This is a genomic window from Enterococcus sp. AZ156 (assembly GCF_051714165.1).
Classification (GTDB): Bacteria; Bacillota; Bacilli; order Lactobacillales; family Enterococcaceae; genus Enterococcus_B; species Enterococcus_B pernyi.
Map to the genome: position 1 here is coordinate 85,960 of NZ_JBIORI010000001.1, position 12,711 is coordinate 98,670.

The 12,711-nt window shown below is 40.4% G+C and carries 20 protein-coding genes; 19 read left to right on the forward strand and 1 reads right to left on the reverse strand.

Annotated elements, in window-relative coordinates; genetic code table 11:
• Positions 1-103: 103 nt before the first annotated feature.
• Entirely contained in the window at positions 104-787 is a 684-nt protein-coding gene (rpiA, locus tag IGJ95_RS00400) for a ribose-5-phosphate isomerase RpiA (protein ID WP_010734476.1), read from the reverse strand.
• Positions 788-1,093: 306 nt separating this feature from the next.
• Between rpiA and rpsL the strand changes: the two genes are divergently transcribed.
• From rpsL to IGJ95_RS00495, 19 genes are all read left to right on the forward strand, one after another.
• Positions 1,094-1,507: a 30S ribosomal protein S12 gene (gene rpsL / locus IGJ95_RS00405; RefSeq protein ID WP_010734475.1), complete on the forward strand. Its 414-nt coding sequence runs from the start codon at positions 1,094-1,096 to the stop codon at positions 1,505-1,507.
• 91 nt (positions 1,508-1,598) lie between these two features.
• Entirely contained in the window at positions 1,599-2,069 is a 471-nt protein-coding gene (rpsG, locus tag IGJ95_RS00410) for a 30S ribosomal protein S7 (RefSeq protein WP_010734474.1), read from the forward strand.
• A 78-nt stretch (positions 2,070-2,147) separates the two neighbouring features.
• Positions 2,148-4,232, forward strand: a complete 2,085-nt coding sequence (gene fusA / locus IGJ95_RS00415) for an elongation factor G (RefSeq protein ID WP_010734473.1) — start codon at positions 2,148-2,150, stop codon at positions 4,230-4,232.
• A 172-nt stretch (positions 4,233-4,404) separates the two neighbouring features.
• Entirely contained in the window at positions 4,405-5,592 is a 1,188-nt protein-coding gene (tuf, locus tag IGJ95_RS00420; RefSeq protein WP_010734472.1) for an elongation factor Tu, read from the forward strand.
• Positions 5,593-6,089: 497 nt separating this feature from the next.
• The gene (rpsJ, locus tag IGJ95_RS00425; protein ID WP_010734471.1) at positions 6,090-6,398 is read left to right on the forward strand and encodes a 30S ribosomal protein S10; all 309 of its coding nucleotides are present in this window, start codon (positions 6,090-6,092) and stop codon (positions 6,396-6,398) included.
• 31 nt (positions 6,399-6,429) lie between these two features.
• Positions 6,430-7,059: a 50S ribosomal protein L3 gene (gene rplC, locus IGJ95_RS00430; RefSeq protein WP_010734470.1), complete on the forward strand. Its 630-nt coding sequence runs from the start codon at positions 6,430-6,432 to the stop codon at positions 7,057-7,059.
• A 27-nt stretch (positions 7,060-7,086) separates the two neighbouring features.
• Complete coding sequence (rplD, locus tag IGJ95_RS00435) at positions 7,087-7,710, forward strand: 50S ribosomal protein L4 (RefSeq protein WP_010734469.1); 624 nt, start codon at positions 7,087-7,089, stop codon at positions 7,708-7,710.
• Positions 7,710-8,000 (forward strand): 50S ribosomal protein L23, encoded by a 291-nt coding sequence (gene rplW / locus IGJ95_RS00440; protein WP_438761225.1) that lies wholly within the window; start codon positions 7,710-7,712, stop codon positions 7,998-8,000. Before rplD ends, rplW begins: the two co-directional genes overlap by 1 nt.
• Positions 8,001-8,038: 38 nt before the next feature.
• Positions 8,039-8,869: a 50S ribosomal protein L2 gene (gene rplB, locus IGJ95_RS00445; protein WP_010734468.1), complete on the forward strand. Its 831-nt coding sequence runs from the start codon at positions 8,039-8,041 to the stop codon at positions 8,867-8,869.
• A 42-nt stretch (positions 8,870-8,911) separates the two neighbouring features.
• Positions 8,912-9,190 (forward strand): 30S ribosomal protein S19, encoded by a 279-nt coding sequence (gene rpsS, locus IGJ95_RS00450; RefSeq protein WP_010734467.1) that lies wholly within the window; start codon positions 8,912-8,914, stop codon positions 9,188-9,190.
• Between the two features lie 22 nt (positions 9,191-9,212).
• Positions 9,213-9,560: a 50S ribosomal protein L22 gene (gene rplV, locus IGJ95_RS00455; RefSeq protein WP_010734466.1), complete on the forward strand. Its 348-nt coding sequence runs from the start codon at positions 9,213-9,215 to the stop codon at positions 9,558-9,560.
• Positions 9,561-9,573: 13 nt separating this feature from the next.
• The gene (gene rpsC / locus IGJ95_RS00460) at positions 9,574-10,230 is read left to right on the forward strand and encodes a 30S ribosomal protein S3 (protein ID WP_010734465.1); all 657 of its coding nucleotides are present in this window, start codon (positions 9,574-9,576) and stop codon (positions 10,228-10,230) included.
• 2 nt (positions 10,231-10,232) lie between these two features.
• Positions 10,233-10,667 carry a 50S ribosomal protein L16 gene (rplP, locus tag IGJ95_RS00465; protein WP_010734464.1) on the forward strand — a complete coding sequence of 145 codons (435 nt, stop codon included), beginning with the start codon at positions 10,233-10,235 and terminating at the stop codon, positions 10,665-10,667.
• Positions 10,657-10,845, forward strand: coding sequence for a 50S ribosomal protein L29 (gene rpmC, locus IGJ95_RS00470; RefSeq protein WP_002288664.1), 189 nt, complete (start codon positions 10,657-10,659; stop codon positions 10,843-10,845). Before rplP ends, rpmC begins: the two co-directional genes overlap by 11 nt.
• A gap of 24 nt (positions 10,846-10,869) precedes the next feature.
• Positions 10,870-11,136 (forward strand): 30S ribosomal protein S17, encoded by a 267-nt coding sequence (rpsQ, locus tag IGJ95_RS00475; RefSeq protein ID WP_010734463.1) that lies wholly within the window; start codon positions 10,870-10,872, stop codon positions 11,134-11,136.
• Between the two features lie 57 nt (positions 11,137-11,193).
• The gene (gene rplN / locus IGJ95_RS00480; protein ID WP_010734462.1) at positions 11,194-11,562 is read left to right on the forward strand and encodes a 50S ribosomal protein L14; all 369 of its coding nucleotides are present in this window, start codon (positions 11,194-11,196) and stop codon (positions 11,560-11,562) included.
• Between the two features lie 36 nt (positions 11,563-11,598).
• Complete coding sequence (gene rplX / locus IGJ95_RS00485; RefSeq protein ID WP_010734461.1) at positions 11,599-11,907, forward strand: 50S ribosomal protein L24; 309 nt, start codon at positions 11,599-11,601, stop codon at positions 11,905-11,907.
• 28 nt (positions 11,908-11,935) lie between these two features.
• The gene (rplE, locus tag IGJ95_RS00490; RefSeq protein ID WP_010734460.1) at positions 11,936-12,475 is read left to right on the forward strand and encodes a 50S ribosomal protein L5; all 540 of its coding nucleotides are present in this window, start codon (positions 11,936-11,938) and stop codon (positions 12,473-12,475) included.
• An 18-nt stretch (positions 12,476-12,493) separates the two neighbouring features.
• The gene (locus tag IGJ95_RS00495) at positions 12,494-12,679 is read left to right on the forward strand and encodes a type Z 30S ribosomal protein S14 (RefSeq protein WP_002356214.1); all 186 of its coding nucleotides are present in this window, start codon (positions 12,494-12,496) and stop codon (positions 12,677-12,679) included.
• Positions 12,680-12,711: the final 32 nt, after the last annotated feature.

The following is a 12,711-nucleotide window of genomic DNA, read 5'->3' on the forward strand; positions in this document are numbered from 1 at the left end:
CTTTCTAGCAAAGTTTTCTAAGTGTTTGAGACAAGTAAAAATGTAGCATAAAGTAACTGAAAAAGATAGTTTTTTTAGGCATTTTCAACGAATCTCTTTCGCATTATTTTTGAAAGGGAGTATCGAGTACAGACACGCCATTTTCAGAGGCAACGACAACCTTTGAAACCATATTTAAAAACAAGCCGTGTTCGACGACACCGACTAATTGATCCAAATAAGTCGCTAATTTTTCGGGATCTTCGATTCGTTCTAAATGAAGGTCAATAATATAGTGCCCACTATCTGTTACGACGGTCTCACCAGTTTCTGTTTGACGTAATACAGGCTGATAGTTTTTTTCTTTAAAAAGACGCATCAGTTGTTGAGAACCATAGGGGATGACTTCGACAGGGAGTGGAAAGCGCCCAAGTTGATCCACCATTTTTGATCCATCGACGATCCAGATCGTTTGTTTTGAATAAGATGCAACGATCTTTTCAAATAAAAGAGCAGCACCGCCACCTTTGATCCCCTGAAAATCGGCACTGATTTCATCGGCACCATCGATCGTCAAATCGACGACTGGGACTTCATCAATACTTTTCAAAGGGATACCTAAGCTTTCTGCTTGTGCTTTTGTACCGCTAGAAGTAGTGACACCAGTGATTTTCAATCCTTCTTCGCGCATGCGTCGGCCAATTTCTTCTACCATATAATAGGCAGTAGAACCAGTTCCAAGTCCAACGATCATGCCATCTTCAACAAATTCTGCAGCTTTAATGCCTACTAATTGCTTTAAGTTCATTTCTATCCCTCCAGCATTTTTATAGCTCTTTAACTGCTATTTTAGCTTGATTTAATCGAAAAAGATAGAGAGCATAACACAATTTTTATAGGATAGAAAAAAATGTATATGTTTGGTTGACATTCTTTTTTATCCGTGATATTCTAACCAAGGTGCTTTATCTACAGGTCTCTGTTAAGAGACGTGCTGACTGTTTATCAAAGCATATTTGATAAAGATGCATAACTGCATTTATTTTTTATCGCAAAAAAAGAACCACCTGGATGTGTGGAACTAGATGTGAATCGTGGGAAGGAGGAACTAGGAATGCCTACAATTAACCAATTAGTACGTAAACCTCGTAAATCAAAGGTGGAAAAATCTAATTCACCTGCTTTGAACAAAGGATATAACAGCTTTAAGAAAACTCAAACAAACGTGAACTCTCCTCAAAAACGTGGGGTAGCTACACGTGTGGGAACAATGACACCTAAAAAACCGAACTCAGCTTTACGTAAATATGCTCGTGTTCGTTTGTCAAACTTAATTGAAGTTACTGCTTATATCCCAGGGATTGGTCACAATTTACAAGAGCATAGCGTGGTACTATTACGCGGTGGACGTGTAAAAGACTTACCAGGGGTACGTTATCATATCGTTCGTGGTGCACTAGATACTGCTGGTGTGAACGACCGTAAACAAAGCCGTTCTAAATACGGTACGAAAAGACCTAAAGCTTAATTTTAATTATTTACTACAAATGAAAATCGAACCTACTATATAATAGTCGTTCGATCAACTATGAAGAATATTTCGGAAGGAGGAGTTACGGATGCCACGTAAAGGTCCTGTTGCAAAACGTGATGTTTTACCAGATCCTATTTATAACTCAAAATTAGTAACTCGCTTGATCAACCGTGTAATGGTTGACGGAAAACGCGGTGTTGCTGCTAATATTATCTATAATGCCTTTGATTTGATCAAAGAATCTACAGGTAACGATCCATTAGAAGTGTTTGAACAAGCAATGAACAATGTTATGCCTGTTCTTGAAGTTAAAGCACGTCGTGTTGGGGGTTCAAACTATCAAGTACCAGTTGAAGTTCGCCCTGAACGTCGTACGACTTTAGCGCTACGTTGGGTAGTTAACTACGCTCGCTTGCGCGGTGAACACACAATGGAAGAACGCTTAGCGAAAGAAATCATGGACGCTGCAAACAATACTGGAGCTTCTGTTAAAAAACGCGAAGACACACACAAAATGGCAGACGCGAACCGCGCATTTGCTCATTATCGTTGGTAAGATCCTCTCTGTCTGTCGGCTAATCCCACAGCAGAAAGTCAATTTACAATCGATTTAAACAAAGAGAGGAGTAAGAAAATGGCAAGAGAATTTTCGCTAGAAAAAACTCGTAATATTGGTATCATGGCTCACGTTGATGCAGGTAAAACTACAACAACAGAGCGTATCTTGTACTATACTGGTAAAATCCATAAAATCGGTGAAACTCACGAAGGAGCTTCACAGATGGACTGGATGGAACAAGAACAAGAACGTGGTATCACGATTACATCTGCTGCCACTACTGCGCAGTGGAAAGGTTACCGCGTAAATATCATCGATACACCAGGACACGTAGACTTCACAATCGAAGTTCAACGTTCTCTACGTGTATTGGATGGTGCTGTAACTGTACTTGATGCACAATCAGGTGTTGAACCTCAAACTGAAACTGTTTGGCGTCAAGCAACTGAGTACCGAGTACCTCGTATCGTATTCTGTAACAAAATGGATAAAATCGGTGCAGACTTCTTATACTCAGTAAAATCATTGCACGATCGCTTACAAGCGAACGCGCATCCAATCCAATTGCCAATCGGTTCTGAAGATAACTTCACAGGTATCATTGACTTGGTAACGATGAAAGCAGAGATCTACACAAACGATCTAGGCACAGACATCCAAGAAACTGAAATTCCTGAAGAATATGCAGAACAAGCACAAGAATGGCGTGAAAAATTAGTCGAAGCTGTTGCTGAAACAGACGAAGAACTAATGATGAAATATCTTGAAGGTGAAGAAATCACTCAAGAAGAATTGATTGCTGGTATCCGTCGTGCAACAATCAACGTTGAGTTCTTCCCTGTGTTAGCTGGTTCAGCATTCAAGAATAAAGGGGTCCAATTGATGTTGGATGCTGTTCTTGATTACTTGCCATCACCACTTGATATTGAAGCAATCAAAGGTATTGACTCAAAAACAGACGAAGAAACAACTCGTCCTGCAGATGACGAAGCTCCTTTTGCTTCATTAGCATTTAAAGTAATGACTGACCCATTCGTAGGTCGTCTAACTTTCTTCCGTGTCTACTCTGGTGTCCTTGAAAGTGGTTCATACGTATTGAACGCATCAAAAGGCAAAAAAGAGCGTATCGGTCGTATCCTACAAATGCACGCAAACACACGTCAAGAAATCGACAAAGTGTATTCAGGTGATATCGCCGCTGCTGTTGGATTGAAAGATACAACAACAGGGGACACATTGTGTGCATTAGATGCACCAGTTATCCTTGAATCAATCGAATTCCCAGAACCAGTTATCCAAGTCGCTGTTGAGCCTAAATCAAAAGCTGACCAAGATAAAATGGGTGTTGCGTTGCAAAAACTTGCAGAAGAAGATCCTTCATTCCGTGTTGAAACAAACGTTGAAACAGGTGAAACAGTTATCTCAGGTATGGGTGAGTTGCACTTGGACGTATTAGTAGACCGTATGAAACGCGAATTTAAAGTTGAAGCAAACGTTGGTGCGCCTCAAGTTTCTTACCGCGAAACATTCCGTGAAGCAACAAAAGCGGAAGGTAAATTTGTACGTCAGTCTGGTGGTAAAGGTCAATACGGTCACGTATGGGTTGAATTTACACCAAACGAAGAAGGAAAAGGCTTCGAATTCGAAAACGCAATCGTTGGTGGTGTGGTTCCACGTGAATACATCCCAGCAGTTGAAAAAGGATTAGAAGAATCAATGAATAACGGTGTTCTTGCTGGATACCCATTAGTGGATATCAAAGCAAAACTTTACGATGGTTCATACCATGACGTCGATTCAAATGAAACAGCGTTCCGTGTTGCTGCATCAATGGCTCTAAGAGCTGCTGCAAAACACGCACGTCCTGTGATCCTTGAACCAATGATGAAAGTTACGATTACTGTACCAGAAGATTACTTAGGTGATATCATGGGACACGTAACAAGCCGACGCGGACGTGTCGAAGGAATGGAAGCACACGGTAATTCACAAATCGTTAATGCAATCGTTCCATTGGCAGAAATGTTCGGATACGCGACTACATTGCGTTCAGCAACTCAAGGTCGTGGTACATTCATGATGGTATTTGACCACTACGAAGACGTACCGAAATCTGTTCAAGAAGAAATCATTAAGAAAAACGGCGGAAAAGCTGAATAATTTCTTAAAGCAAGGTAGTCTCGTGAAGAGATTTATCTAGAGACTGTATTTTTTATGCAGTTTCGTGTAAAATAACTTTTGATGATACGGGCATGTGATCGGCAATTTTGTCTATCACATACCTATCAGACAAATAAAAATTAAACTGTAATTTTAGGGAGGATATTTTAAAATGGCAAAAGAAAAATTTGACCGTTCGAAACCACACGTTAACATTGGTACTATCGGACACGTTGACCATGGTAAAACAACTTTAACAGCTGCAATCACAACTGTACTATCTAAGAAAAACGGCGGCCAAGCAATGGCTTACGATCAAATCGATGGTGCTCCTGAAGAACGCGAACGCGGAATCACTATCTCAACAGCTCACGTTGAGTACGAAACTGACGCACGTCACTATGCTCACGTTGACTGCCCAGGACACGCGGACTACGTTAAAAACATGATCACTGGTGCTGCTCAAATGGACGGAGCAATCTTAGTTGTTTCTGCTGCTGACGGCCCTATGCCTCAAACTCGTGAACACATCCTATTATCTCGTCAAGTTGGTGTACCATACATCGTTGTATTCTTGAACAAAGTAGATATGGTTGATGACGAAGAATTACTTGAATTAGTTGAAATGGAAGTTCGTGACCTATTAACAGAATACGAATTCCCTGGTGACGATGTTCCTGTAATCGCTGGTTCAGCTTTAAGAGCTTTAGAAGGCGACGCTTCATACGAAGAAAAAATTCTTGAATTGATGGCTGCAGTTGACGAATATATCCCAACTCCAGAACGTGATAACGACAAACCATTCATGATGCCAGTTGAGGACGTATTCTCAATCACTGGTCGTGGTACTGTTGCTACAGGACGTGTTGAACGTGGACAAGTTCGTGTTGGTGACGTTATCGATATCGTTGGTATCGCAGAAGAAACAGCTCAAACAACTGTAACTGGTGTTGAAATGTTCCGTAAATTATTAGACTACGCTGAAGCAGGCGATAACATTGGTGCGTTATTACGTGGTGTTTCACGTGAAGACATCCAACGTGGTCAAGTTTTAGCTAAACCAGGTACAATCACACCTCATACAAAATTCTCTGCAGAAGTATACGTGTTGACTAAAGAAGAAGGTGGACGTCATACTCCATTCTTCACTAACTACCGTCCACAATTCTACTTCCGTACGACTGACGTAACTGGTGTTGTTGAATTACCAGAAGGAACTGAAATGGTTATGCCTGGCGACAACGTAACAATGGAAGTTGAATTAATCCACCCAATCGCTATCGAAAACGGTACTAAATTCTCAATCCGTGAAGGCGGACGTACAGTTGGTGCCGGTGTCGTTACAGAAATCAAAGCTTAATTCATTTTAAGCCTAACAAAGTAACATTTATTCGGACGTTGAAGTTCGAGGTAAGGATCTTGATCCTTTGCCTCGAACTTTTTTTATTTCAGCAAACAATTGATTAGAGGAGAGGCTATGAAAGAGAGGAATATCCAAAAATATTCTTAATATGTAGTGAATTGCCTTTTTCCTCTAAATAGGAGAATGGAAATTGGAAGGAAAAACCACAAATCCTTCTATAAAAAAGAGGAGGATTTCTCTTTTTTTAATTGAATGAAAATTTATGAAAATAAATTGTTTTTTACAGCAAAAAAACCTTGCGTTGTGAATTTAGATATATTATAATGACAAAGGTGCGTTTACCTTAGGTGAATGGCACAGACGAAATCAAAATGATTTTGTCGGCTAAGAAACGAGAGGTTGCGACACGCCCGGACGCTTTGCCACGAACGAGCGTGACGGAAATTTTCGTGGAGCTATGTCTACTTTTCAAAATAGGCGAAGGAGGGAACAAGATGGCAAAACAAAAAATTCGTATCCGTTTAAAAGCGTATGAACACCGTATTTTAGATCAATCAGCGGATAAAATCGTGGAAACTGCAAAAAGAACTGGAGCTGGCGTTTCTGGTCCAATTCCATTACCAACTGAACGCAGTCTTTACACAGTTATTCGTGCGACTCACAAATACAAAGATTCACGCGAACAATTCGAAATGCGTACACACAAACGTCTTATCGACATTGTGAACCCAACACCAAAAACAGTTGATGCTTTAATGAAGCTTGACTTACCATCAGGTGTTAACATCGAAATCAAACTATAAAAACTAAACTAATAATAATGGAGGTGTACTCATGACCAAAGGAATCTTAGGGAAAAAAGTGGGAATGACACAAATCTTCACTGAATCTGGCGAATTAATTCCAGTTACTGTTGTAGAAGCTACGCCAAACGTAGTACTACAAGTAAAAACAATGGAAACTGATGGCTACGAAGCTATTCAAGTTGGTTACCAAGACAAACGTGAAGTTTTATCAAACAAACCTGCGAAAGGTCATGTTGCAAAAGCAAACACGGCTCCTAAGCGCTTCATTCGTGAATTCAAAAATGTTGAGCTAGGAGAATATGAAGTAGGAAAAGAAATTACAGTTGATGTTTTCCAAGCAGGAGACATTATTGATGTAACAGGTACTACGAAAGGTAAAGGATTCCAAGGGGTTATCAAACGTCACGGCCAAAGCCGCGGACCAATGGCTCACGGTTCTCGCTACCATCGTCGTCCTGGGTCAATGGGTCCAGTTGCACCTAACCGTGTATTCAAAAACAAACGTCTTGCTGGCCGTATGGGTGGCAACCGCGTAACTATCCAAAACTTGGAAGTTGTACGTGTAGATGCTGAAAGAAACGTAATCTTGATCAAAGGTAACGTTCCTGGAGCGAAAAAATCATTAATCACTATCAAATCAGCTGTGAAAGCTAAATAATAGTAGGAAGAAAGGAGGAACTAAGGAATGCCGAATGTAGCATTATTCAAACAAGATGGAAGCCAAAACGGTGAAATCACTCTTAACGAAGAAATCTTCGGAATTGAACCAAATGAAAGTGTTGTTTACGACGCAATCGTTATGCAACGCGCATCATTAAGACAAGGAACACATGCGGTTAAAAACCGTAGCGCTGTTCGAGGCGGTGGCCGTAAACCATGGCGTCAAAAAGGAACTGGTCGTGCTCGTCAAGGATCAATCCGTTCACCGCAATGGCGTGGAGGTGGCGTAGTCTTCGGACCAACACCACGTTCTTACAGCTACAAACTTCCTAAAAAAGTTCGTCGTTTAGCAATGAAATCTGTATTATCAGAAAAAGTTGCAGAAAACAACTTGGTAGCAATCGAAGGATTAAGCTTTGATGCACCAAAAACAAAAGAATTCAAAGAAGTTCTTGCTAAATTATCTATTGACTCTAAAGTATTGGTTGTACTAGAACCTGGTAACGACTTTGCAGCTTTATCTGCACGTAACTTATCAAACGTTTCTGTAGTAACTTCTGACAACGTTAGCGTTCTAGATGTTGTATCAAATACAAAAGTTTTAGCAACACAAACTGCTCTTACTCAAATTGAGGAGGTGCTTGCATAATGAACTTACTAGACGTAATCAAACGCCCAGTGATCACTGAGAAATCAATGCTTGCCATGGATGACAAGAAATATACTTTCGAAGTAGACACTCGCGCAAACAAAACTTTAGTAAAACAAGCGGTTGAAGCTGCTTTTGACGTGAAAGTCAGAAACGTGAACATCGTGAACGTACGTGCGAAATTCAAACGTATGGGCAAATATGCAGGATATACAAAAAAACGTCGCAAAGCGATCGTTACATTGACTGAAGATTCAAAAGAAATCCAATTATTCGAAGCTGCTGAATAAGCAACACTCGATAACTGATTAAATTAGGAGGGGAAAACGTGGCGATTAAAAAGTACAAACCTACCACAAATGGCCGTCGTAACATGACAGGTTCTGATTTTGCTGAAATCACAACATCAACACCTGAAAAAACATTGTTACAGCCATTGAAAAACCATGCTGGACGTAATAACAACGGCCGCATCACTGTACGTCATCAAGGTGGCGGACACAAACGCCAATACCGCGTGATCGATTTCAAACGTAACAAAGACAACGTTGTTGCTACTGTTCAAACGATCGAATATGATCCAAACCGTTCAGCTAACATCGCGTTAGTACATTATGAAGATGGAGTGAAAGCTTACATCTTAGCACCAAAAGGACTACAAGTTGGAATGAAACTTGTTTCAGGTCCTGAAGCAGATATCAAAGTCGGAAATGCTCTTCCTTTAGAAAACATTCCAGTTGGTACTGTGATCCACAATATTGAAATGAAACCTGGTAAAGGTGGACAATTGATCCGTTCTGCTGGTACAAGTGCTCAAGTACTTGGTAAAGAAGGCAAATACGTATTGATCCGCTTGAACTCTGGTGAAGTTCGCATGATCTTAGCTGCATGCCGTGCAACAATCGGTTCTGTAGGTAACGAACAACACGAACTTATCAATATTGGTAAAGCTGGCCGCTCTCGTTGGATGCGTAAACGCCCAACTGTACGTGGTAGCGTAATGAACCCTAACGATCACCCACACGGTGGTGGTGAAGGTAAAGCTCCAATCGGACGTAAAGCTCCAGTTTCTCCTTGGGGTCAACCAGCTCTTGGTTACAAAACTCGTAACAAGAAAGCTAAATCAGACAAACTTATCGTTCGTCGTAAAAATAAATAATTACTTTGACCATGTGTCGCACATTTTGAGAGGAGGTTCACCATGGGTCGTAGTTTAAAGAAAGGGCCTTTCGTTGATGAGCATTTAATGAGTAAAGTTGAAGCTCAAGCAGGGGCCGAAAAGAAAAAAGTAATCAAAACTTGGTCTCGTCGTTCGACAATTTTCCCAAGTTTTGTTGGATATACCATCGCAGTATACGATGGACGTAAACACGTACCAGTTTACATCCAAGAAGATATGGTAGGACACAAATTAGGTGAATTCGCACCAACTAGAACTTATCGTGGGCATGTCGCTGACGACAAGAAAACGAGACGCTAATTCGAGGGGAGGATAAAAGCAAATGGCAGAACAAATCACATCAGCTAAAGCAACTGCAAAAACAGTTCGCACTTCACCTCGTAAAGCGCGTCTAGTAATTGACCTTATCAGAGGTAAAAGTGTTGCGGATGCAATTTCAATTTTGAAATTCACACCAAACAAATCTGCTGGGATCATCGAGAAAGTATTGATGTCAGCAATTGCAAATGCAGAAAACAACTTTGACTTAGATGTTGAGAACTTGGTAGTATCTGAAGCATTTGTTAACGAAGGACCAACAATGAAACGTTTCCGTCCACGTGCAAAAGGTTCAGCTTCACCAATCAACAAACGTACAAGTCATATCACGGTAGTCGTATCAGAAAAATAAGGAGGGATAATCTGTGGGTCAAAAAGTACATCCAATTGGAATGCGTGTAGGCATCATCCGCGACTGGGATGCAAAATGGTTTGCTGAAAAAGAGTATGCAGAGTTCTTACACGAAGATTTAAGAATCCGTAAATTTATTTCAACTAGACTTGCTGATGCTGCTGTATCAACAATTGAAATCGAACGCGCAACTGGCCGCGTAAACATTTCAATCCACACAGCTAAACCAGGTATGGTTATTGGTAAAGGCGGATCTGAAGTCGAAAACCTAAGAAAAGAATTAAACAAATTAACTGGTAAAAGAATCCATATCAACATCGTGGAAATCAAAAAACCAGATTTAGATGCTAAATTAGTAGGTGAAGGAATTGCACGTCAATTAGAAAACCGTGTTGCATTCCGTCGCGCTCAAAAACAAGCGATCCAACGTTCAATGCGTTCTGGCGCTAAAGGGATCAAAACTCAAGTATCTGGACGTCTAAACGGTGCGGATATCGCTCGTTCAGAAGGATACTCAGAAGGAACAGTTCCTCTTCACACTTTGCGTGCGGATATTGATTACGCATGGGAAGAAGCAGATACAACATACGGAAAACTAGGAGTTAAAGTGTGGATCTATCGTGGAGAAATTCTTCCAACTAAAAAAAACACTGAGAAAGGAGGGAAATAAACATGTTAGTACCTAAACGTGTAAAACACCGTCGTGAATTCCGCGGAAAAATGCGCGGTGAAGCAAAAGGCGGAAAAGAAGTAGCATTCGGTGAATACGGCTTACAAGCTGTTGAATCACACTGGATCACAAACCGTCAGATCGAAGCTTCTCGTATTGCTATGACTCGTTACATGAAACGTGGCGGGAAAGTATGGATCAAAATTTTCCCTCATAAATCATATACATCTAAAGCGATCGGCGTTCGTATGGGTAAAGGTAAAGGGGCTCCTGAAGGATGGGTTGCACCAGTAAAACGTGGTAAAATCATGTTTGAAATTGCAGGCGTTTCTGAAGAAGTAGCTCGTGAAGCATTACGTTTAGCTTCCCACAAATTACCAATGAAAACTAAGATCGTAAAACGTGAGGAAATGGGTGGTGAATCGAATGAAGGTTAAAGAAATCAGAGAATTAACCACTGCCGAAATGCTTGATCAAGAAAAACAATTAAAAGAAGAATTGTTTAATCTTAGATTCCAATTAGCAACAGGTCAATTAGAAAACACTGCACGTATTAAAGAAGTACGTAAATCGATTGCACGCATCAAAACAGTTTTGCGTGAACAAGCTAAGTAATTATGGAAGGAGGCCATTAAGCGTATGACTGAAGAAAGAAATCAACGCAAAGTTTATCAAGGTCGCGTGGTATCAGACAAAATGGATAAAACAATTACCGTTGCTGTCGAAACAAAGAAAAACCACCCTATCTACGGTAAACGTATGAACTATTCTAAGAAGTACAAAGTACATGATGAAAACAACACAGCAAAAGTTGGCGACATCGTGAGAATTATGGAAACTCGTCCATTATCAGCTACAAAACGTTTCCGTTTGTTGGAAATAGTCGAAGAAGCAGTTATTATCTAATAACACGAGATTTTCCTATATAGATTGAATGCAAAATCTGAAAGGAGGATACACAACGTGATCCAAGCAGAAAGTCGTTTAAGAATCGCTGATAATTCAGGCGCACGTGAAATTTTGACGATCAAAGTCCTTGGCGGATCTGGTCGCAAAACTGCGAATATCGGTGATGTGATCGTTGCTACGGTTAAACAAGCAACGCCAGGTGGGGTTGTCAAAAAAGGTGACGTCGTTAAAGCCGTTATCGTTCGTACAAAATCAGGAGCTCGTCGTGCAGACGGTTCATATATCAAGTTTGATGAAAATGCTGCAGTGATTATTCGTGATGATAAAAGCCCTCGTGGAACACGTATCTTTGGGCCAGTTGCACGTGAACTACGTGAAAACAACTTCATGAAGATCGTTTCTCTAGCACCAGAAGTTTTATAATCTTGAGACACTTAACAAAGGAGGTGCGAAACAGTTATGTTTGTTAAAAAAGGCGATAAAGTTAAAGTGATCACCGGTAAAGACAAAAACAAAGAAGGCGTTGTATTAGCAGCGTTTCCTAAACAGGATAAAGTGGTTGTCGAAGGTGTGAACATGATCAAAAAACACCAAAAACCTTCTCAAGCTGCTCCTCAAGGTGGAATTGTTGAGATGGAAGCGCCACTTCACGTTTCTAACGTGATGGTCATCGACTCTACTGGTGTAGCTGGCCGAGTTGGCTACAAAGAAGTAGACGGAAAAAAAGTCCGTGTTTCTAAAAAAACCGGTGAAGTTTTAGATAAATAAAAAGTTTAAGGAAGGAGGGTCTTACTGAATGAACCGCCTAAAAGAAAAATATCTTAAAGAAGTAACTCCATCATTGATGGAAAAATTTGACTATAGCTCTGTTATGCAAACACCTAAAGTTGAAAAGATCGTCATCAACATGGGTGTTGGTGATGCGGTATCAAACGCTAAAAACTTAGACAAAGCAGTTGAAGAACTAACTTTGATCACTGGACAAAAACCAATGATCACAAAAGCTAAAAAATCAATCGCTGGATTCCGTTTACGTGAAGGAATGCCAATTGGAGCAAAAGTTACCTTACGCGGAGAAAGAATGTACGAATTTTTAGATAAATTAGTATCAGTTTCTCTACCACGTGTACGTGACTTCCATGGTGTAAGTAAAAAAGCCTTTGATGGTCGTGGAAACTACACTTTAGGTATTAAAGAACAATTGATCTTCCCAGAAGTAGATTATGATTTAGTAGATAAAGTACGTGGTATGGACATCGTCATTGTAACGACAGCGAACACAGATGAAGAATCTCGTGAGTTGTTGACACAATTAGGCATGCCATTCCAAAAATAATTAAAGGAGGCGAACTACGTGGCTAAAAAATCAATGATTGCTAAAAACAAACGTCCTGCAAAACACTCAACACAAGCTTACACTCGTTGCGAACGTTGCGGACGTCCACATTCAGTTTATCGTAAGTTCCATCTTTGCCGTATTTGCTTCCGCGAACTTGCCTATAAAGGTCAAATTCCCGGCGTGAAGAAAGCTAGCTGGTAAAAAAGTAAATTCGCATAAGAAGGAGGTAAAAG